Origin of the sequence: Lentzea xerophila (assembly GCF_051094245.1) — a bacterium.
GTDB classification, from domain to species: Bacteria; Actinomycetota; Actinomycetes; order Mycobacteriales; family Pseudonocardiaceae; genus Lentzea; species Lentzea xerophila.
In genome coordinates this window covers 1240275-1262056 of record NZ_CP194934.1, presented here as the reverse complement: position 1 = coordinate 1262056, position 21782 = coordinate 1240275, and the positions used below count along the sequence as shown (strand labels likewise).

The 21782-nt window shown below is 69.6% G+C and carries 16 protein-coding genes; 3 read left to right on the top strand and 13 right to left on the bottom strand.

The features are described 5' to 3' along the window. Positions 1–114: 114 nt before the first annotated feature. Positions 115–648 carry a DM13 domain-containing protein gene (locus ACRSBM_RS06225; RefSeq protein ID WP_434440566.1) on the bottom strand — a complete coding sequence of 178 codons (534 nt, stop codon included), beginning with the start codon at positions 646–648 and terminating at the stop codon, positions 115–117. A gap of 60 nt (positions 649–708) precedes the next feature. On the opposite strand from ACRSBM_RS06225, the gene ACRSBM_RS06220 reads away from it, so the two are divergent. Continuing rightward, positions 709–1059, top strand: a complete 351-nt coding sequence (locus tag ACRSBM_RS06220; protein WP_434440565.1) for a hypothetical protein — start codon at positions 709–711, stop codon at positions 1057–1059. Positions 1060–1374: 315 nt separating this feature from the next. On the opposite strand, the gene ACRSBM_RS06215 is transcribed toward ACRSBM_RS06220, so the two are convergent. Then, positions 1375–1566, bottom strand: coding sequence for a hypothetical protein (locus tag ACRSBM_RS06215; RefSeq protein ID WP_434440563.1), 192 nt, complete (start codon positions 1564–1566; stop codon positions 1375–1377). Between the two features lie 24 nt (positions 1567–1590). Further along, positions 1591–2619 carry an NADP-dependent oxidoreductase gene (locus ACRSBM_RS06210; protein WP_434440561.1) on the bottom strand — a complete coding sequence of 343 codons (1029 nt, stop codon included), beginning with the start codon at positions 2617–2619 and terminating at the stop codon, positions 1591–1593. A gap of 134 nt (positions 2620–2753) precedes the next feature. Between ACRSBM_RS06210 and ACRSBM_RS06205 the strand changes: the two genes are divergently transcribed. Continuing rightward, entirely contained in the window at positions 2754–3623 is an 870-nt protein-coding gene (locus ACRSBM_RS06205; RefSeq protein ID WP_434440560.1) for a helix-turn-helix domain-containing protein, read from the top strand. Here ACRSBM_RS06205 and ACRSBM_RS06200 read toward each other — a convergent pair. Together ACRSBM_RS06200 and ACRSBM_RS06195 are read right to left on the bottom strand one after the other, a co-directional pair. Continuing rightward, entirely contained in the window at positions 3568–4596 is a 1029-nt protein-coding gene (locus ACRSBM_RS06200) for a LacI family DNA-binding transcriptional regulator (protein ID WP_434440558.1), read from the bottom strand. The two genes, ACRSBM_RS06205 and ACRSBM_RS06200, sit on opposite strands and share 56 nt — an antisense overlap. 75 nt (positions 4597–4671) lie before the next feature. Then, a complete protein-coding gene (locus ACRSBM_RS06195; RefSeq protein ID WP_434440557.1) occupies positions 4672–5694 on the bottom strand; it encodes a GNAT family N-acetyltransferase in 1023 nt (340 codons plus the stop codon). A gap of 71 nt (positions 5695–5765) precedes the next feature. On the opposite strand from ACRSBM_RS06195, the gene ACRSBM_RS06190 reads away from it, so the two are divergent. Further along, complete coding sequence (locus tag ACRSBM_RS06190) at positions 5766–6965, top strand: esterase-like activity of phytase family protein (RefSeq protein WP_434440556.1); 1200 nt, start codon at positions 5766–5768, stop codon at positions 6963–6965. Between the two features lie 78 nt (positions 6966–7043). Here the strand turns inward: ACRSBM_RS06190 and ACRSBM_RS06185 are convergent, their stop codons facing one another. The 8 genes from ACRSBM_RS06185 to ACRSBM_RS06150 all read right to left on the bottom strand — a co-directional run bounded on the left by ACRSBM_RS06185 (position 7044) and on the right by ACRSBM_RS06150 (position 21525). Next, positions 7044–8465, bottom strand: a complete 1422-nt coding sequence (locus tag ACRSBM_RS06185) for a GH1 family beta-glucosidase (protein WP_434440554.1) — start codon at positions 8463–8465, stop codon at positions 7044–7046. Between the two features lie 36 nt (positions 8466–8501). Beyond that, positions 8502–9326, bottom strand: coding sequence for a carbohydrate ABC transporter permease (locus ACRSBM_RS06180; protein WP_434440553.1), 825 nt, complete (start codon positions 9324–9326; stop codon positions 8502–8504). 2 nt (positions 9327–9328) lie between these two features. After that, positions 9329–10228 carry a carbohydrate ABC transporter permease gene (locus ACRSBM_RS06175; protein ID WP_434452986.1) on the bottom strand — a complete coding sequence of 300 codons (900 nt, stop codon included), beginning with the start codon at positions 10226–10228 and terminating at the stop codon, positions 9329–9331. Positions 10229–10302: 74 nt separating this feature from the next. After that, the gene (locus ACRSBM_RS06170; RefSeq protein ID WP_434440551.1) at positions 10303–11565 is read right to left on the bottom strand and encodes an ABC transporter substrate-binding protein; all 1263 of its coding nucleotides are present in this window, start codon (positions 11563–11565) and stop codon (positions 10303–10305) included. 461 nt (positions 11566–12026) lie between these two features. Then, positions 12027–14546: an ABC transporter permease gene (locus ACRSBM_RS06165; protein WP_434440550.1), complete on the bottom strand. Its 2520-nt coding sequence runs from the start codon at positions 14544–14546 to the stop codon at positions 12027–12029. A gap of 5 nt (positions 14547–14551) precedes the next feature. Beyond that, positions 14552–15304, bottom strand: a complete 753-nt coding sequence (locus ACRSBM_RS06160; RefSeq protein WP_434440549.1) for an ABC transporter ATP-binding protein — start codon at positions 15302–15304, stop codon at positions 14552–14554. 119 nt (positions 15305–15423) lie between these two features. Beyond that, on the bottom strand, positions 15424–18408 hold the full coding sequence (locus ACRSBM_RS06155) for a helix-turn-helix transcriptional regulator (RefSeq protein WP_434440547.1): 2985 nt from the start codon (positions 18406–18408) through the stop codon (positions 15424–15426). A gap of 282 nt (positions 18409–18690) precedes the next feature. Then, positions 18691–21525, bottom strand: a complete 2835-nt coding sequence (locus ACRSBM_RS06150; protein ID WP_434440546.1) for an AfsR/SARP family transcriptional regulator — start codon at positions 21523–21525, stop codon at positions 18691–18693. Positions 21526–21782 lie beyond the last annotated feature (257 nt).

Here is a 21782-nt window from a genome sequence, read left to right as displayed (position 1 = left end):
GGGGCTTCCGCACGCCCATTGGCAAGGGACGATGTCGTGTTCGTGCAGATAACGCTATGTGGTCTAGACCAGGAATGTCAATAGCGTGAACAGAGTAGTCCGCGCGCTGATGTTTCAGGCTTGTTCCAACGGTGCTACGGCGAAACCGGCGGAGAACCGCTGGCACCAGATCACCACGCTCCGAATGGTGGAGACATCCACACCCGAAGGAATTTCGTATACCTGGTCGCCGCGGTTTCCCTTCAGCTTGCCCAGGCTCGTGAATCCCTGGCCGAAGGTCTTCTCGGGCGAGCTCGACGGGTGCGGCGACAGGTAAACGTACAGGTCAGGGCCATCACTGGTGTTCAACCCGGCGAACTGGACGGAATGCCCGCCGCCGGGCAGGCTGACAAGGCTCGCCTTACCCGTGGTGGCGTGTTCGAGCGACCGCCACTGCCCCGCCGCCACCTCCTTCGGCGTTTCCGCGACGGGCGCCGGAGCGGCCGACGTTGACTGAGCCGTCAATTGACTCGTGGACGTGGGCACGAGCAGCGCTTCGTGCGTTTCGCGCACCGTGAGCAGCCGCCAGGGCTGGAACAGGTACAGCCCGACCCCGAAGGCGACGACCACGAGAACTGAGACGGGAATCAGGAATCGGCGATGCGGCATACCGAAATACTGGCCCAAACCGGACCGGAAAGAGCTTACGGAGTTGTTAGGGTCCCAGCCGTGGCGACACAGGCGAGGATCGGCCAGGCCGTGCTCGGCGTCCTGATGGTCGGCTGCGCGCTGACGGGCCTGTTCCCGAGACCCGTCCCGCTCCTCTTCGCCATCGCGGCGGTCGGCACGGCCAACGCCGCGTTCCCGCTCATGCGCACGTTCGGCTCCGCCTTGCTCGGCGGCGTGGCGGCGGCCTCCATCGCCCTCTCGTCGGTTCCGTTCGTCACGTGTTCCTCGGAACGGTTCACCGAGGTGTTCACCTGCACGGGTGACGCTCCGACGTGGCATATGACCGGAACCGTGCTGGTGGCAGGCCTTTCCGGGGCCAGTCTGGTGCTCGCCCGGATCACAGAACAATGACGGTGATCGCTCAACCGGGGTCATCGAGGAGCCGATAAGGCATGCAGGTGAGCATTCTCCTGCGACCGGACCACCGGTAATCTGCCGACGAGCGTGACCGCCTGACTTCACACCGTGAGCATCCAAGAGGAGGACTGCTGTGCGCGCACTGTGGGCCGCAGGTGGTTCCGCCGTGTTCGGATCCGCTCTGCTGGGAGTGCTGGTGGGCATGGCGTTCCACGGCGCCGCCGCCGACGATCCGCTGACCGGGACACCCGAGTCGAGCTGGATCACCTCCACCTCCAGCACCCCGCCGAGCTCCACCGTGAGCTCCACTCAGGACAGCAGCAGCGCGCCGCCGAGCTCGAGCAGTTCGGCCCCGAGTACCCAGCAGGCGCCGAGGAAGACCACGCCACCGCCACCTCCGGCCGTGACGAACCCGGAACCGCCGCAGTCGTCGGCGACCACGACGCCACCACCGTCGTCGGGGTGGCCGTGCAGCCCGCTCAACCCGTTGCCCCCGCCCACCTGCAAGAACCAGGACGACGGCCGCTAGGCGATCCGCGCGATCGTCTTACCCGTCGTCGCTCCGCAGAACATCTTCGGGAACTCGGCGGGAACGGACTCGAGTCCTTCGACGACGTGTTCGGCGTACCGCAGTTCGCCCTCCGCCACCCAGGGCGCCGCCTCGGCGAGGAACTCCGGGTAGAGGTCGAAGTAGTCGGGCACCGAGAACCCGCGGAGCGTCAGATCCTTGTACAGCACGGCTTTCAGCAGCTCGGGAAGCCGGTTCGGCCCGTCGTGGGGCTCCGTCCGGTTGATCTGTGACATCACGCCGCACACCACGAGCTGCGCCTTGGGGTTCAGGTGCGGGAGCAGCGCCTCGACCATGGGGGAGCCGACGCTCTCGAATACCGTGTCGACGCCGTCCGGTACCGCGCGGGCGAGCGCGTCGGCGAAGCCGGGTGCCTGGTAGTCGACGGCGGCGTCGAGGCGGAGGTCCTCCACGAGGTGACGCGTCTTCTCGGCGCCACCGGCGACCCCTACCACCCGGTGCCCGCGCAGCCTGCCGATCTGGGCCGCGACGGAGCCGACGGCGCCCGCCGCGGCGGTGACGACGAGCGTTCCGCCCGGCACCGGATCGAGGACCCTGGTCAGCCCCACCCAGGCCGTCAGGCCCGTCATCCCCAGCACGCCGAGGCTCGCCGACAGCGGCGCCGCCTCCGGATCGACCAGCCGGAGGTCCGAGCCGTCGGACACCGCGTAGTCCTGCCACCCGGACGTGGCGGCGACGTGGTCGCCCGGCGCGAACGCGGGGTTGTTGCTCTCCTCGACGACGGCGACCGCGAAGCCGAACATCGGGTCACCGAGGGCGATGGGGTCGATGGGCGGCCGTTCCCCGCCCGCGTCGCCCATGATGATCCGGTTGTAGGGGTCCAGGGAGAGCAGCAGGTTGCGGAGCAGCACCTGCCCCTCGCCCGGGACCGGCACGGGCCGTTCGACGATCTCGAAGTCGCTCGGCTTCGGGTGGCCGTGCGGCCGCGCCGCCAAGATGATCTGACGGTTCACCGGCTTGCCCATGAGGTTCCTCCTGCGGCTCTGCACAACTGACACCGACGAAGAAATCGCAGCGCGCCGTGCCGAACCAGTGCCCTCGTGTCCCTGGTAGTGACGGGACCCCTTTCGCTCGCCCCGAGACGGGCATAGTTGGTCGCATGAGCGGCGAGCCGAACCACCTGGGCGACTACCTCCGCGCCCGCCGTGCCCTCGTCACGCCCGAGCAGGCCGGGATCCCCGCCGGCGGCGGGCGACGCGTCACGGGTCTGCGGCGCGAGGAGGTCGCGCTGCTGGCGGGCATCAGCGCCGACTACTACCTGCGCCTCGAACGCGGGCGCGACCGCAACCCGTCCGCCCAGGTGCTCGAGTCGATCGCCAGGGTGCTCCAGCTCGGCGACGAGGGCACGGCGCATCTGCTGGACCTCGTCGCGGTCAAGCCGCGGCGGACTCGGCGCCGGCCGCGTCCCGAGACGGTGCCGGACAGCGTCGTGAAGCTGCTCTCGACGTTCTCCGGCCCCGCGTTCGTGCAGGGCCGCTACTTCGACGTCCTCGCGTCCAACGCACTGGCCGTCGCCCTGTCACCCCGCCTGGCGGCAGGCCGCAACCAGCTGCTCGACGTGTTCCTCGATCCGGCGGAGATCGCCCTGTACCCGGACTGGGACGAGACCACCGCGTGCTACGTCTCGAGCCTGCGGCGGTCCATCGGCTCCGACACCGAGAACCCCCGGTTCGTGGAACTGGTCGGGGAGCTCGCGCTGGCGAGCCCCCGCTTCCGCGTCCTGTGGAGCCGCCACGACGTGAGCACGCAACGGGGATCGTCGCTGCGGTTCGACCACCCCGAGGTGGGCGCCCTGCGACTGCGGCGCGACCGGCTCGACGTCAGCGGCACCGACGGCATCCACCTCGTCGTGTACCACCCCGAGCCGGGCTCGGCGGACGCCGAGAAGCTCGCGCTGCTGGGCTCGGCGGCGGTCAGGCCGACTCGCGGCGCACCAGCACCGTCGGCAGCATCTGCTTCTTGGTCTTGACCGTCTCGTCCCGCAGCAGCTTCACCAGGTGTTCGACCATGTGCTTGACCTGCTCGTCCGAGTCCTGCCGCACCGAGGTCAGCGGCGGCGTGGTGTGCTCGGCGATCGCGACGTGGTCGTCGAAGCCCACCACGGCGACGTCCTCGGGCACGCGCTTGCCGGCCTCCTGCAACGTCTCCAGCGCACCGGCGGCCATGAGGTCGGACGCCACGAACACGGCGTCGAGGTTCGGAAACCTGGACAGCAGGACGGACATGGCCTTCCGGCCGCCCTCCCGCGTGAAGCCACCGTCCTCGGTGAGCTTCGCGGCGCCCTTGTCGTCGAGCGACAGCGCCGACTTGAAGCCGTTCAACCGATCGATCGCGGACAGCTCGTCCGACGGTCCGGAAACGTGCACGATCTTCTTGCGCCCGAGCGACTTCAGGTGCTCGGTGGCGAGCACGGCGCCGCCCTCGTTGTCGTTGTCCACGAGGTGCATCCCTCGCAGCGACCCCCACGGCTTACCGGCGTACACCACCGGCAGCGGGAGCTTCTTCACGATCGACACGAGCTCGTCGTTGCGGTGCGGCGCGAACACCAGGGCACCGTCGACGTGACCACCGGCCAGGAAGCGGTGCGCGCGCGCCTGGTCGTCCGGCGAGTGCACCAGCATCAGCACCATCTGCACGTCGACGTCCGCCAGCGCACGCGCGCCGGCGCGGATCAGCCGGGCGAAGTGCGGGTCGTCGAAGATCTTGGGCTCCGGCTCGGAGAACACCACGGCCACGGCACCGGTCCGGCGGGTGACCAACGCCCGCGCGGCGCGGTTCGGCTGGTAGCCCAGCGCCGAGACGGCGGCGTTGACCGCTTCCAGCGCCTCAGGGCTGACGCGCGGCGACGCGTTCAGCACTCGTGACGCCGTGGCGCGGGAGACGCCGGCTCTCGCGGCCACGTCCTCCAACGTCGGACGCGCGTGGATGGACACGAGCACCACCACTCCTCGATGACAACCTTTGATCTGCCAAGCAGCTTAGCCGCAAGCGATCTCCGAGGAGGGTTTCCGCGCTGTTCATCGCGTTTTTTCCGGGGCGACCTCCGTGACCGGCGTCTTCAGGACGCGTCCGCGTGGCGCGATGGAGACCCTCAGCAGTCCGTCCTCCCGGCGTGTCGTGGTCGCGAGACCCGCGCGGGCGGCGGTCCTGACCACAGCGGTCTCCGCCGGCAGGCACCACGCGACGAGCTCGGAGTACCCGGCGGCGCGGGCGTCGGACGCGAGCGCGCCGAGCAGGGCCGCGCCCACGCCCCGGCGCTGCCAGGCGTCCTCCACCAGCAGCGAGACCTCGGCGCAGTCCGGGGTGCCGGTGTGGATGAGCTGGCCGAGCGCCACCACCTGGTCGGCGCACTGGGCGACGGTCGTGGTGCCGCGCGGCGGGTTGAGCAGCCGGTGCAGCCAGCGGCGGGGCACCGTGCGCACGCCCGAGTGGTAGCGGTTGAACAACGTCCTCATCGAACAGCGGGTGTGCAGGCCCGCGACGGCGTCCTCGTCGGAGCCGGTGCCGGGACGCAGGACCAGTGCCACGCCGTCGTCGCTGAGCATCCCGCGCACCTCGGGCGCCGGTGCGTCCAGGAGGTCGAGCAACGCCTGGGCACGGGTGAGCTCGACCTGGGTGAACCTCGCCCAGCCGCGCCGGGCCGCCATCCCTCCCACCTGGACCTGGCCGTCGGTCGCCGCGCCGTAGGTCACCGAGTCCGCCGCCAGCACCTGGCGGAGCGCTTCCGCGGTCCGGTCCGGATCGGTCAGCGCCTTCCTGGCCGCGCGCAGCACCGCCGTCGGTTCGTCCACGAGATCCCGCATGTCCGCGCCGGTGATGCCGACGCACTTGCCGCCCTCGCCGCGCACGGCGTCGACGAGGTCCGCGGGCAGCACACCCTCGCCCGCCCGCACGACGATCTCGTCGAGCACCCCGCCGGGAACGGGGATCACGTGCAGCGCGAGGACGTTGCAGTCGGCCGCGGCCAGCCGGACGGTGACGCGGGCGAGCGCGCCGGGGCTGTCGCTGAGTTCGAAGCGCAGGCGCCAGGTCGTGGTCATGCGTCAAGAGTTCACCGAAGTTGTTGCCGCGATGGGAACCGCGGGTAAAACGATTCTCATAGGGTCGCGGCATGAGGAGAACACTGGCCGTCGGCCTCACTTTGCTCACCGTCACGGCACTGGCGACGCCCACGACCGCCGCACCGGGCCCGGCCGGTCAGAAGGCGCCGAAGCAGGCGACGCTGACGAACTTCGCCTTCCTCCCGGCCGTGAGCTTCGTCCCCGGCAGCGAACCGAGCGGTGCGGCACTGGGGACGACCCCGATCAACGGCGTCACGCCACCGTTCGCCGACCAGCCGATCCAGGGGTTCAGCGGCCTCGTCCGCAACAGCGACGGCACGTTCGACGCCATCTCCGACAACGGCTACGGGACCAAGGCCAACAGCGCGGACTTCCTGCTGCGCATCCACCGCATCGCGCCGGACTTCGGCAGCGGCAAGGTCGACGTGCTCGGCGGCATCACGCTGACCGACCCGAACGGACACATCCCGTTCCCGCTGACCAGGCCGGACCGGGTGATCACCGGCGCGGACATCGACGTCGAGTCGGTGACCAGGGGCGCCGACGGCACCTACTGGATGGGCGACGAGTTCGGCCCGTACCTGCTGCACTTCGACCGCGCCGGCCGGCTGCTGGCACCACCGGTCCCGCTGCCGGGCGTGCGCGGACCGGAGAACCCCGCCGGCAACCCGAACCTGGGTGGCAGCAAGGGGTTCGAGGGCATCACGCTCTCGCCGGACGGCAGGAGGATCAACGCGCTGCTCGAGGGCACCGTCGCCGGCGACACGCCAGAGACGTTGCGGCTCAACGAGTTCGACATCGCGAGCAACTCGTTCACCGGCACCACCTGGCGCTACCAGCTGGAGGACCCGAACTTCGCGATCGGTGACGCCATCGCGGTCGACGCCCATCGGCTGCTGGTCGTCGAACGCGACAGCGCTCAGGGCGCCGACGCGATCGTCAAGCGCGTGTACCTCGCCGACAAGCGCGACCGCGACCGTGACGGCAAGCTCGACAAGACGATGGTCGCCGACCTGCTGAACCTCGCGAACCCCAGGCACGTCGGCGGGCAGGCGGACCCGTTCAGGTTCCCGTTCGTCACGATCGAGGACGTCACGATCCTCGACGACCGCACGATCGCGGTGCTCAACGACAACAACTTCCCGTCGTCGTCGGGCCGCAACCCCGGCAGGCCGGACGACAACGAGTTCATCACCGTCAGGCTCGCGGACAGGCTGCACGCCGATCCACGGGTGCTGCGCAGGCGCTGAAACAAGAGAGCGCTCTCACCTGCGGCACGGACGTGTCCGCAGGTGAGAGCGCTGAGGCCCCTCGGCCCGCTTTCCGGGCTAAACGGTGTAGCCGTGCGCGGGAAGCCCGTTCTGCCCGATGATCCGGGACAACGCGACCGCGCTTTCCTTGATCGTGCGCTGCTGCGTCTCGAAGTCGACGTGCACGATGCCGAACCGCTGCGAGTACCCGGCCGCCCACTCGAAGTTGTCGAGCAGCGACCACGCCAGGTAGCCGCGGATGTCGGCGCCCTCGGAGATCGCCCTGTGCACCGCGCGGACGTGATCCACCAGGTACTTCGTCCGCTGGACGTCCGCGACGCGACCCACCGGGTCCACGACGTCCGGGAACGCGGACCCGTTCTCCGTCACCACCAGCGGAATCCCGCCGGTGTCACGGGACAGGCGCACCAGCAGTTCGGTGAACGCGTCGGCGTTCTGCTCCCACCCGAACCCGGTGACCTCGCCCTGCGGCGGCTGGATGGCGGCACCGCGCAGTCCCGCGTGCGGTCCGGCCGGCACGAAGTCGGGATCAGCGGGCGCGACCCGGGTCGGGTTGTAGTAGTTCACGCCGATCCAGTCGATCGGGGTCGCGATGGTCTCCATGTCACCGTCGCGCACCACGTTCGTCCAGTCGCCCAGCCACGTCGTGTCCTGCAGGACGTCGAGCGGGTAGCCGCGGCCGCAGACCGGGTCGAGCAGGATCCGGTTCTGCAGGCCGTCGAGCTTGCGCACGGCCTCCCGCGACGCCTCCGAGTCGCTGTCACCCAGGATCGTGCTGAAGTTCAGCACGATCGACAGCCGGTGCGAGTCGGGTGCCTGCGCGCGCAACGCCTGGGTGGCCAGGCCGTGTGCCAGCAGCAGGTGGTGCGCCGCCTCCAGGGACGCCACGGCGTCGGTGACGCCCGGCGCGTGGATCCCGTTGCCGTAGCCCAGGAAGGCCGAGACCCACGGCTCGTTCAGCGTGGTCCAGGCCTGCACCCGGTCACCGAGCCGTTCGTGCACGATCGCGGCGTACTCGGCGAAGCGGTAGGCGGTGTCGCGGTTGCGCCAGCCCCCGAAGTCCTCCAGCACCTGTGGCAGGTCCCAGTGGTACAGGGTTACCAGCGGCTGGATGTCCTTCTCCAGCAACGAGTCCACCAGCCGGTCGTAGAACGCGAGACCGCGCTCCTCCACCGGGCCGCTACCGGTGGGCTGGATCCGGGGCCACGCCACGGAGAACCGGTACGAGGCCAGCCCCAGCGAGGCCATCAGGTCCACGTCGGATCGGTAGCGGTTGTAGTGATCGCAGGCCGGGTCACCCGTGTCACCGGCCAGTACCTTGCCGGGCGTCGCCGCGAACGTGTCCCAGATCGAGGCACCACGACCATCCACTGTGGTCGAACCCTCGATCTGGAACGCCGCGGTCGCTGCTCCCCACAGGAAGTCCGGCGGGAAGGTCAGCACCTCCCGCCCGACCTCGACGTCCGAGTCGGTCGTCATTCACTCACATCCTTGTGACTTGATCCCTGCGGAGTTTCATCCCTTTAGGGCGCCCTGCATGATGCCGCCCACGATGTGGCGCGACAGCAGGATGAAGATCGCGATCACCGGCAGCACCGCGATGGAGGCTCCGGCGAGCATCAACGAGTAGTCGGTGTAGTAGCCGCTGGCCAGCGTCGACAGCGCGACCTGCACCGTCGGGCTGTCGTTGGGGTCCAGCACGATCAACGGCCAGAAGAAGTCGTTCCACGCCGTCATGAACGTGAACATGCCCAGCACCGCCGCCTGGGGCCGCACCGCCGGGAAGCCGACGTGCCAGAACGTCCGCAGCACCGAGCAGCCGTCGACGCGGGCCGCCTCGATCAGTTCGTGCGGAACGGTCTCCTCGCACGCCTGGCGCATCCAGAACACCGCGAACGACCCGATCAGCACCGGCACGATGACCGCCTGCAGCGTGCCGTACCAGTCGAGGTCGGACATCAGCATGTACAGCGGGATCACGCCGAGCTGCGTCGGGACCATCGCGGTGCCGAGCACGACCAGGAACAGCGAGTCACGGCCTTTGAACCGCAGTCGCGAGAACGCGAACCCGGCGAGCGTGCCCAGCACGACGTTCGAGATCGCCACGGTCGCCGCCACGATGAACGAGTTCTGCATGGCGAGCCAGAAGTCGACGGTGTCGAAGACCCGCGTGATGTTCTCGACCAGGTTGCCACCGGGGATCAGCGGCGGGACCTTCTCGCCGAGGACCGAGTTGTCCTTCGACGCCACGATGAACGAGTAGTACAGCGGGAACACCGACGCCGCGAGCACGGCGACCAGGAACCCGTACAGCAGTGGTCCTGCCTTCGCGTTCTTCATGATCACTCCTTGCCCGCGATGCGGCGCGTCAGCGTGAAGTTGACGATCGCGACCAGCAGGACGACCACGAACAGCATCCACGCGACAGTGGCCGCGTACCCGGCGTCGAACAACCGGAAGCCCTTCTCGTACATGTACAGCACCAGCGTCTGGAACTGCCGGTCGGAGCCACCGGTCGAGTTGTTGGCGGCGAACCCGGGGTCGAACAGCGCGGGTTCGGCGAACAGCTGCAGACCGCCGATCGTCGAGGTGACGACGGTGAACAGGATCGTCGGGCGGATCGACGGCACGGTGATCGACCAGAACATCCGCCAGCGCGACGCACCGTCCAGAGTGGCCGACTCGTACATGTCCTTGGGCACCGACTGCATGGCCGCCAGGTAAAGCAGCGCGTTGTAGCCGGTCCAGCGCCACATGACCATTGTGGACACCGCGAGGTGCGAGGCCCACGTCTCGGCGCGCCAGTCGATCGGGTCGATGCCGACGAAGCCGAGCAGGAAGTTCACGATGCCGAAGTCGCGGCCGAAGAACTGCGCGAACACCAGTGCCACCGCGGCGACCGAGATGACGTTGGGCAGCAGCACACCCGCCCGCCAGAACGCGCTCCCGCGCAGACCACGGTCCAGCAGCGCCGCGAGCCCCAGCGCGAACAGCAGCTGGGGCACCGTCGAGAGCACGAACAGGCTCAGCGTGTTGAACAGCGCGTTCCAGAAGTTGGCGTCACCGAACAGCTCGGTGTAGTTGTCGAGACCGACGAAACCCAGGTTGCCGTCGATCAGCTGCCAGTCGTGCAGCGACACCCACGCCGTGTACACCAGCGGGTAGAGCCCGAAGATCCCGAACACCAGGAAGAACGGCGCGATGATCAGGTACGGCGTGTACTTGGCGTCCCAGCTGCTCAGCCTGAAGCGCTTCGGTTCCGGAGAAGACGGAACCGAGGTGGCCGTGGCCACCTCGGTCTCCTGACGCGTCACCGTCACTTGGCGGCGTCCGTCGCTTCCTTGAGCGCCTGGGTCCAGGCCTCGGCTGCGGACTGCTTGCCCTGCTCGACGCGGGTCAGCGCCGTGCCGAACACCGGTCCGACCTTCGAGTCCTTCGTGCCGCGGTAGGTGGGCTTCAGCGACTCGGCCGACGAGGCGAAGATCTGACCCACCGGAGCCTTGCTGAAGTAGTCGTTGACCGTGGCCTGCACCTCGGCGTCCTGGTAGACCTTCGGCTGGCTGGGCAGGTTACCGGTCTCCTTGAAGATCCGCTTCTGCTGCTCGGGCGCCGTCAGCCACTTGGCCAGCTCGTAGGCCTCCTTGGGGTGCTTGCCCTGCTTCGGGATCGCGAGGAACGAGCCACCCCAGTTGCCGCCGCCACCGGGCGCCGTCGTCACGTCCCACTTCCCGGCCGCCGCGTCACCGGCACCCGCCTTGATGAGCGCGAGCGCCCAGGCCGGGCACGTGGTGGTGGCGAACGAACCCTGCTTCAGGGCGACGTTCCAGTCCTGGCTGAACGGCTCGAGGGCACCGGTCTGCTGCTTGGTGCCGAGCGACGCCGCCATGTCGAACGCGGCCTTGACCTTGTCGTTGGACTCCGCGATGTACGAGTCGTCCTTCGCGAAGTAGCCCTCCTCGGTCTGGTCGAGGATCGCCTTGTAGACGTTGCGGCCGGTGTCGACGAACTTCACGTTCGGCGTCTTGGCCGTGAACTGGTCGGCGACCTTCGCGTAGTCGGCCCACGTCGGCCACAGCTTCGCGACCTCGGTCCGGTCCGTCGGCAGGCCCGCCGCCGCGAACAGGTCGCTGCGGTAGCACAGCCCGAGGCTGCCCATGTCCGTGCCGAGGCCCAGCACGAACTCGCCGTTGTCAGCGGTGCCCTGGTTCCACTTCCACCCGGCCCACTGGTCCTTGAGGTCCTTCGCCCCGTACTCCGCGAGGTTCACGAACTTGTCCTTGGAGGCGCGGAACTGACTGATCACGCCCTCCTCGAGGGCGACGATGTCGGCGGCACCCCGGCCACCCGCGAGCTGAGTCGCGAGCTGCGTGTTGTGCTGCTCCATCTTGACCTTGCGCTGCTCGATCTTGATGTTCGGGTGCGAGGCCATGTACTCCTCGATGAGCTTGTCGTACCCGAAGTCGGAGAAGAGGCCCAGTGACAGCTCGATCTTGCCGTCGGCCTCGGAACTCCCGCCGCATCCAGCGGCCAGAACCATCACGAGGGTCGCAGCGACGCTGCCGACCAGCCTTCTGCTCATCCGTCCTCCTCGACGACGCCGTGAGCGGCGCTTAACTGTGATGAGAGCGCTCTCACACTCAACTGGCGAGGCGCGGGTGTCAAGCGGTCGACATCGTTCCGTAACTTTGTGGAGACGAGCAACAAAAAGCTGGGCCGAAACGCCGAGTGTCCCGGATGGACCCGCCCAGCGGCCTGCCGCGGACGACGAAGAGGGACGACCGGGCCCTCGCTCCGGTCGTCCCTCACCCCAGGTAGAGGGCTTTCTGAGGCAAAAGTGACGCGCGCCCTCAAACTTTTCTCGCGCCCCTGACGCGGAGCCGCGCGAGGACTTCCGCGATGCGGAAATGCAGTGGAGGCCCGGCGCCCCGACAGCACCGGACCTCCACCGATCCCCCGGCCGTGCGGCCCCTGTTTCCGCACGCCCGAACCCGCCTGGCCCCCAGCGCCCCCGACGACTACCGGGAGGTCAGGCGGGGTGTCCTACGCCTCCGCCATCCCGGCGACCACGGAGTTCCGAGCGGCCCGCCGCGCGGGTAGAGCGGCGGCGATCACGGCGGCCACCACGGCCAGGCCGAGCATGATGCCGATCTGACCGAACGGGATGGAGTAGCTGATCTGGAACTCCGAGTTGGAGATCGCCTCGACCAGCAGCCACCCGAACCCGGCTCCGAGCACGACGCCCACGACCGCGCCGATCAGCGCCATCAGGATCGACTCGACCACCAGCATCTGCCTCAGCTGGCCCCTGGTGAGGCCGAGCGCCCGCAGCAGGGCCGACTCGCGGGTCCGTTCCAGCACCGAGAGCGTCAGCGTGTTCGCGATGCCGAACAGGGCGATGATCAGCGCGAGCCCGACGAGGGCCCAGATGAACATCAGGATCTGGTCGATCTGCGAGTTCAGCTCCGCCTTGGTCTCCGCCGCGGAGTTCAGCACCGCGACCGGCGACGTGGCGATGACGCGTTCCAGGTCGGCGCGGGCGACGGTGATGTCGGTGCCCGGCGCCAGCTTGACCAGCAGCTTCCCGTAACCCTTGGGAGCTTCCTCCAGAAGGCCCTGGAGGGCCGGCAGCGTCACGATGCCGGTGCCGTAGGTGTTGTCCTTGATCAGCGCGACGACCTTGAAGTCCTTGTCGCCGAGCTTGAGCGAGGAGCCGACCGAGAGACCCGCCTCCTTGGCCTCCTTCTCCCGCATCGCGATCTCGTCGTCCTTCAACGGCCTCAGCGGACCGTTGGTCGTCTCCGCGCGGACCACCGAGCCGATCGCGTCGGCCGGGTAACCCGACACGTAGGCGCCGTACCGGACCTGTGGCGACTCGAGGGACGCGGCGAGTTCCGGCGCGACCTGCGCTACGTTGCGCACCTTCGCGATCTCGTCGGTGAACTTCTGCGAGAGCGGCTGGCTGTAGACGTTCGAGCTGATCTCGTAGTCGGCGGGGAACCGCTCGTCGACCTTCTGGTTCATCGTCTCGCGGCCGCTGCCGGCCACGACGGTCACCATGGCGACGATGGTCACGCCGATCATCAACGCCGCCGTGGTGGCGGCCGTGCGCTTGGGGTTGCGGCCCGCGTTGGCCGAGGCCAGCTTGGCCGGGACACCGCGCAGCGCCTTGCCGAACAGGCGGTTCACCAGCGGCACGTAGAGAGGGCCGAGGAGGAGCACCGCGAGCAGCAACACCATCGTGGCGCCGCCCGTGATGAACATCGCGGGCTCTTCCTTCTCCTGCTGCAGTCCGAAGTAGCCGGCCGCGCCGCCGATCAGGATGATCAGCGTGGCGACGATGATCCGGACCTTGCCGGTGCGGGCGACGTCGTCGTGGCTGTCCGGCTGCGAGCGCAGGGCGGCCACCGGGGCGACCTTCGTGGCGCGGCGGGCCGGCAGCACGGCCGACAGCACCGTCACGACCACACCGACGCCGAAGCCCGCGGCGATCGTCACCCACGAGATCGGCAGGCGGATCGGGGCGTCCTCGCCGGTGAGGCCGCCGAACGAGCCGATGACGGCCTGCAGGCCGGCCGACACGCCGAGTCCTCCGAGGATGCCCAGGATCGACGCCACGAGGCCCATGAAGAGCGCTTCGGCCAGCACGCTGCGGAACACCTGCCCGCGTTCCGCACCGACGCAGCGCAGCAACGCCAGTTCCTTCGTGCGCTGGGCGACGAGGATGGTGAAGGTGTTGTAGATGACCATGCCCGCGACGACGAGCGAGATCGCGGCGAAGCCGAGCAGGACCGTCCTGATCTCACCGGCGGCGTCACCGACCTGCTCCAGCGTGGCCTTGGTCAGCTGCTCACCGGTCTGCACGTCGTAGTTCGCACCGATGGTGGCCTTGATGTCGTCCACGAGCTGCTGCTGGGTCACGCCGTCCTTGGCGACGGCCACGATCTCGTAGACGCGCTGCTTCGGGATGACCGTGCGCAGGCCTTCCGGCGACAACACGACGTGGTCGCTGCCGGACATCGACATGCTGCTCGCGCCCTGCTGGTAGGTGCCGACGATCGTGAACGAGTGCTCCGCGTTCTCCTCGTCGAGCAGCTTGAGCTTGTCACCGACCTTGAGCTTCGCGATCTGCGCGGTCTTCACGTCGATCGCGGCCTCGTCGGCCCTGGCCGGGAACTTGCCGTCCTTGAGGTTGAAGTCGCGCAGCTTCTCCGTGGTGGGCAACGGCTGCACCAACGCGTTGCGCGCCTTGTTGTCACTGCCGAGCAGTGCCGCGCTGCCGTACTCGCGTGCGTCCGCGCCGGCCACGCCCCGCGTCGCGCGGATCTTCTGCACGAGGTCCGCGGGAATGCCGTTCTCGCGGTCCGGGGTGTTTTCGGTCATGTGCACCGCGGCGTCGACGTTGCGCGCACTGCGGGCGAAGTTGTCCCTGCTCTGAGCCTCGACGGCGTCACCGAGAACCAGGGTTCCCGTCACGAACGCGACGCCGAGCGCGATGGCGATGCTGGACAGCACCAGCCGCGCCGTGCGGGCACGAAGGCCCGCAAGGATCGTCTTCAGCATCTACCTCACGCCCCCAGGTGCGTGAGGGCGTTGACGACGGACTCGGTGGTGGGCTGGTGGATCTCACCGGCGAGCCGGCCGTCGGCGAGCAGCACCACGCGGTCCGCGTAGCTCGCGGCCACCGGGTCGTGCGTCACCATGATCACGGTCTGGCTCATCTTGCGGACCGACATGCGCAGGAAGTCGAGGACCTCGGCACCGCTGCGGGAGTCCAGGTTGCCGGTCGGCTCGTCGGCGAAGATGACCTCGGGACGGGCCACGAGCGCACGGGCACACGCCACGCGCTGCTGCTGGCCACCGGACAGCTCGGTCGGGCGGTGGGTGAGGCGGTCACGCAGGCCCAGCACGTCGACGATCGTGTCGAACCACTGCTTGTCGGGCTTGCGGCCGGCGAGCTCGAGGCCCAGCAGGATGTTCTGCTCGGCGGTCAGCGTCGGCAGCAGGTTGAAGGCCTGGAACACGAAGCCGACGCGGTCGCGGCGCAGCTTGGTCAGGTCCTTGTCGTTGAGCTTCGTGATGTCGGTCTGTCCGATGTGGATCGAGCCGCTGTCCACCGTGTCCAGTCCCGCGAGGCAGTGCATCAGCGTGGACTTGCCGGAGCCGGACGGGCCCATGATCGCGGTGAAGCGGCCGGCCTCGAACGCGACGTTGATGCCGTCGAGCGCCCGCACCGCGGTGTCACCCTTGCCGTAGACCTTCACCAGGTTGTGGGCCGCCGCGGCGGTCCGGGTGCCGACCTCGGACACCAGTGCAGACATGTCGCTTGCCTTCCTCACAGGGGACGTTCCTTGATGAGGAAGAAGCTATGAGTTCCCTGAGTGCGCGGTCATCAACTCCGCGACGCGTCACGCATCAGCCTGAGGTATGACAACCGGGGCTACTCCAGCAGACCTCGGTCGTACGCGATGGCCACGGCCTCCGCGCGCCGTGACGCGCCCAGCTTGGCCATGATCCGGGAAAGGTGCACGGAAACGGTCTTCTCGCTGATGTAGAGCTCCTCGCCGACCTCGCGGTTCGTCCGTCCCGCGGCCACCAGGCCGAGCACGTCACGTTCCCGCGGGGTGAAGAGGTCGATCTGCTCGCGCACCGGCTCGTCAGCCCTGAGGCTGATGCGGGCCCGCTTGGCGCACGACGCCACGGCCTCCGCGAGCGGAACGGCCTTGAGCCGCGTCGCCACCTCGTCCGCCAGGCGCAGCTGCGCGGCGGCCTCGTCACGGTGGTTCTCCTTGGGGTCCGCGCCGAGCAACGCCTCCGCGAGCCGCCACCGGCACAGCGCCTGCTCGAACACGACCCCGTAGCCGAACTCGTCGACCGCGGCACGCCAGAGACCGAGGTCGCCCGGGCCGTCGAGCCTCGACTCCTCGGCGAGCGCGCGGGCCAGCCAGGCACGGCCTTCCGGGCCGAGGACCCCCGCCCGCGGCTTGCCGTTCCGCGCGGTCAGCCGCACGTGCTCGGCGAGCTTGTGTCCTTCCTCGACCGCGTGCCGCTCAGCCTCGGTGTCCCGTTTGCGGCGTGCCTTCGCGGCGATCTCCGCGTACGCCGCGATGCCGACCGCGCCGATCCTGATGCCCGCGAGCATCCACGGGCCACCGAGCTTGCGCGCCCACGCCAACGCGTCCGTCACGCGCTCGACCGCCAGCTCCGGACGGCCGCGCCACAACGCGAGCTCCGCGCCCGTACCGCCGTTGATCAGCGCGATCTGGATGTCGCGGTGCCAGTCGCTGCGCAGCTTGGTGATCATCCGCTCGGACTCGGCCAGGTCACCGCGCGAGACCGTGAGGTGCGTGCTCGCCGACGCCAGCCGCGCCAGCACCGTCGACGACACCGACATGCCGGGCGGCTCGCTGGCCCAAGCCGCGTAGTCCCAGTCGCCGATGTAGTAGTGCACGAGCACCTGCAGGATGCGGATCTCCAGCCCGAACATGCTCCACGTCAGGCCGGTCTCCTTGGCCCGCTCGCCCGCCAGGTTGAAGACGCGCGCGGCCTCGGCCAGATCACCGTGGTCGTAGTGCATCAGGCCGTAGTAGTACCAAGCCCTCAGCTCGTTGTTGAACGCGCCGACCTCGCGCGCGCATTCGATCGCACGCTCGAAGCTGACCTTCGCGTCCTCCAGCCGGTTCGCGTGGTCGTCGAGGATCGCGAGGGTGCCCAGCCCGTCCGCGACGGCACCGGGCGCGTTCGCCGTCCGGCCGTCCGCGATCGCGAGCTCGGCGGCTTCCCTTGCGGCGGCGTCCTTGCGCTGCTGACGCAGCGAGGACGCCTTGCCCGCGAACACACGGGCGCGCGTGGGGCTGGGCTCGCGGTCGCGCACGAGGTCGAGCGCCTTGCCCATGGCCTGGAAGTGCTCCTCCTCGTTGCCGTCGAGGATCGAGAGCGCCTGCGAGAGCCGCAGCCAGATCTCGGCGGCCTCCTCCGGCGTCTGCTCGGCGCTGACGGACTGGGTGGCACTGCGGGCGAAAGCCACGGCCCGTTCCGGCTGCCCGGCCGTGCCCGCGACCCAGGACGCCCGCCGCAGCAGCACCGACTCGTCCACATCGGACGGACGATCCGCCGCAGGGACAGCGTTCCAGAGGTTGAGCGCCTTTTCCAGGTAGCGCAACGCCTCCGCGGGCGCACCGGCCCGTTCGGACTCCCTGGCCGCCGCGATCGAGGCGGTGAGCGCCTGCGCCAGGTCGTGACTCTCGAAGGCGTGGTGGGCCAGTGCGGCCGACGCACCGCGCTCGTCGAGGTGCTGGGCCAGATGACGGGCGTAGCCGGCGTGCAACCGCACCCGCTCACCCGGCAGCAGGTCGCCGTAGACGGCTTCCCGGACGAGCGCGTGGCGGAACGCGTAGACCTCGTCGTCCTCGACGACGAGCAGGTGGTGCTGGACCAGTTCGCGCAAGGCCGTGTCGAACTCGATGTCCGTCATGGCAGCGACCTCCCGCAGCCGGTTGTGCCGCACCCGGCGCCCCCGCACCGACGCGACACGGACGACGTGCTGCGCTTCAGGGCTGAGGCTCTCGACCCGGCTGAGCAGAACGTCGGCGAGCGCGGACGGCAACGACCTGGCGTCGTCACACGTGGCCACCGCGATCAGTTCCTCGGCGAAGAAGGCGTTGCCCTCGGACCGTTCCGCGACCTGCCGGACGACGTCCTCCGGCAGGTCGTCGGACAGCGCCTCGACGAACCGTCGGGCGTCCGCCGCGTTGAACGGCGTGAGGTCCAGGCGGTCGACGGCCGGCAGCCGGACCAGCTCGGACAGCAAGGGACGCAACGGATGGCTGCGATGCAGGTCGTCCGCCCGGTACGTGCCGACGACCAGCAGACGCTGGGAACGCAGGCGCGCCAACAGGAACGACAGCAGGTAGCGCGTGGACGCGTCCGCCCAGTGCAGATCCTCGACGACCAGCAGCACACGCTGCCGTTCGGAGAGATCACTGAGCAGCCCGAGCACGGCGTCGAAGAGCTGGAGCTGCCCGACGTCCTGCTCCGGCCTGCGCCCGGGGATGAGACTCGGCGCGATCATGCCCTCGGTGCCGGGTTCACGTGCGGCGGGCAGAGCCAGCTGCGGCAGCAACATCGCGAGCGCGGGCCGGTTCGCCACGTCACCCTTCAACGCACCGAGCGCCTCCGCGAACGGCAGGTACGGCAGCCCGGTCTCGCCGACGTCGAGGCACCGTCCCAGCAGGACGAGCGTGTCGTCGGCGCTGGCCGCCAGCTCACCGATCAGCCGCGTCTTGCCCACGCCGGCGTCTCCGGCCAGGAGCACCGCGCCCGCGGTGCCTTCGCCTGCCTGCGCCAATGCGGCGCGCAACCGGTCCAGCTCTCGGTCACGCGCGACCAACGGAATTCCGGAACCAAGGCGCGCCACAAGGGGCATGTTGGCACACTGTGTTTGTTCACGAGTAACCAGATCATCGCGAGGCTGAACCAGGTGCGCCGGGGCGCCGACTGTGTTCATCAGGTCGGCTGTCCCGCGCGCCCCGGTGGACGTAGCAGCAGACGTGATCCCCCAGTCGGCGCCCCGGCGCACCTGGTGCAAGCCCGCGCTGTTCTGGTTACTCGTAAATAAACACAGTCCCATTCGGTCATGGCCCTCAGGTTGGTCCTGAGGCCTCGCCTCAGGTATCGGGCGATCGCGCAGTCCTGCGCGCCGAAGCCCTTACCCCACGGTCACCGCGCGGGCGCGGGCCAGCCGCGCCCGGATCCCGTCCGCCTCGGCCGCGCCCAGCTCCGTGAACAACGCCAGGGCGCGCTGCCAGTGCGCCGCCGCGCCCGCCGCGCCCAGCCGGTCGAAGACCGCCGCCAGCTTGTCGTGGGCCAGTGCCTGGTGGTACGGCGAGACGGCGTCGCACGCCACTGCCAGCGCCGTTCGGGCCGACGTCAGCGCGCCTTCCGTGTCGCCGGTTTCCAGCAGGGCCGTGGAGATGTCGGTGTGGCAGGCCGCTTCACCGCACTGCTCGCCGACCTCGTGGTACATCCGCAGCGCCACGCGCAGCCACGGCATCGCGTCGGCGAAGCGCTGGGTGCTCAGGTAGAGCAGTCCCAGGTGGTGGTGGGCGTTGGCCTCGGCCCACTTCGACCCCGCGATGCGGGAGATCTCCATAGCCTCGCGGTAGTGCGCCTCGGCCTCGGCGGCGCGGCCCATGTCCTGCAGCGTGCCGGCGATCGTGGTGAGGGCGCGGGCCTGCTGGTGCACGTCGGACTTGCGCCGGGCCACGTCCAAGGCGCCGCGCTGGGCGTGCAGGGCCTCGTCGTAGCGCTCGACCTGTAGCAGGGCCACGCCCAGGTTGAACTGCATCACGAACCGCGCGTCGTCGTCGTTGAGGGCGATGGCGGCCTGCAACGCGGCTTCGGTGATGCGCAGGGAAGTCTCGCGCTCGGTCCGCAGCCACAGGTACCGCGACAGGGTGTACGGCAGCTGCCAGGCGTGGACGTGCCAGCCGGAACCGGAGGCGAGCTCGGCGGCGGCGATCAGGTTCGCGCGTTCGGCGTCGAACCAGGCCATCGCGTCAGCTGCGCCGGAGATCGCCGGGACGTGGGTGGGACGGTGCTCCGGCGCCACCAGGACGCTGCCGCGGTTGATCGGGAGCAGCCCGTCGGCCAGGTCCGCGCAGTGCAGGTAGTAGTCGAGCATCCGGCCGGTGGCGGCACGGCGTTCCGGCTCGGACAGCTCACCGGCCAGCGTCTTGGTGTAGACGCGGACGATGTCGTGGGCGACGTGCCGGCCGGGTTCGCTGACCGAGAGCAGGTTCGCGGTGGTCAACGCGTCCAGCGCGCGTTGGGCCTCCACCAGCCCGACGTCGCCCATCGCGGCGACCGCGTGCGGGGTCAGGTCCGCGCCGGGGTGCAGGCCGATGATCGCCAGCAACCGCGACGGCAACGATGGCAGCGCACGGCGTGAGGCGTCCAGGGCGGCTCTCACGGTGCCCTCACCGTCCTCGAGTCCCAGCGCGGCCAGCCGGCCCTGCTCGTCCTGCAGTTCCTCGACCAGTTCGGCGACCCGCAGCCTGGGCGACACGGCGAGACGGGCGGCGGCGATGCGCAACGCCAGTGGCAGACCGTCGCACAGCTCCGCGAGCTGGCGCAGGGCGTCCGCCTCGGCGTCCGACCGGCCGGCGATGCGGCCCAGCACGTCGACGGCGGCGTCCGCGTCGAGCATGTCCAGCTCGATCAGCTTCGCCTCGACCTGGGCGACCAGCCCGACGAGCCGGCGGCGCGAGGTCACCACGACGCACGAGGGCGCGCCCGGCAGCAGCGGCAGCAGGTCGGCCGAGCCACGGACGTTGTCGAGCATCACGAGCATGCGGCGGTCGGCCAGCCGCGTCCGCAGCAGCGCCGAGCGTTCGTCGACCGAGACAGGGGTGTCGCCGGCCGGGACGCCCAGTGCGCGCAGGAACCGGTTGAGCACCTCGCCGATCTCCAGCGGTTCCCGGTTCGGGTCGTAGCCGTGCACGTCGACGTAGAGCTGGCCGTCCGGGAACTCGTCGCGAACCCGGTGCGCCCAGTGCAGGGCCAGCGCGGTCTTGCCCACGCCCGCCGGACCGGTCACCAGCACCACCGGGCCGTCGTGGCCGCGCAGCAGCGCGTCCATCCGACCGAGCTCGGCGTCCCTGCCGATCAACGCGACCGGCGCGCGCGGGAGCTGCGCGGGAACCGTCACCGGCGCCGGTTCCGCGGCGGCCTGCTGCGGCGGCACGCGGACCGGCGCGCGTTCCGGCTCGGGGCTGTCCCCCGCCAGCACGGCCTGGTGCACGCGGCGCAGTTCCGGACCCGGCTCGACGCCGAGCTCGTCGATCAGTACGCGGCGAGCTTCCCGGTACGCGGCCAGCGCCTCGGCCTGACGTCCTGCCTGGACCAGCGCCCGCATGAGCAGCCCGTGGCCGCGTTCGCGCAACGGGTGCTCGACGACCATCGTGCTCAGCTGCGAGACCAGCTCCGGTCCCTGCCCGATTCCCAGTCCGAGCTCAGCGCGTTCCTCCAGCACCGCCAGCCGGCGTTCCACCAGACGACCGCGTTCGACGTCGGCGTGCAGGCCGGAAACACCGCCCAGCGGCTCGGCGCGGAACAACGCCAGTGCGTCGTCCAGCTCGACCGCGGCTCCGGCGAGGTCACCGGCGGCGCGCAGGCGGTTCGCGAGCAGGACCTGACGTTCGAACACGTCGAGGTCGAGCGCACCGGGCTCGACGCGCATCAGGTAGCCGTCGCCGACCGACGTCAGCAGCTCGGCGGGAGCCCTGCGCGCACGAGCCGGCTCCAGCGCCCGGCGCAGTCCGGCGACGTAGGTCTGCACCAGGTTCACCGCGCTCGACGGCACGTTGTCGCCCCAGACGGCCTCGATGATCTGCCCGCGGCTGACCGGGGTGTTGCGCGCCAGCAGCAGGACCGCGAGGACGGCACGTTGCTTGGCCGCACCGAGATCAACCTCTTGACCTGCGCGAACGACTCGGAGAAGGCCGAGAACCTCGAACCGAAGGGGTTCCTCGCCGTGCGTCACCGATGTGTCCTTCGCCTGGTGGCCACCTGGAGCTTGAAGATCACTTCAGTCGGGCTCCAGTCGTGCTGTAGAAGGCATTCTTACGCTTAGCGTGTCCAACCAACCACAGACCGCGAGATCAACGGAAACCGGAAATCGCGGAGTCGGAACAGGTTGGGCCGGACAGCGGAACACCCGCTGCTCCCCATGATCGACGTGGGTCGGCCGGCGTGCAAGGGGCATCCAGCCCGCGGCGGCGGAACGCCGGCCGGCCCACG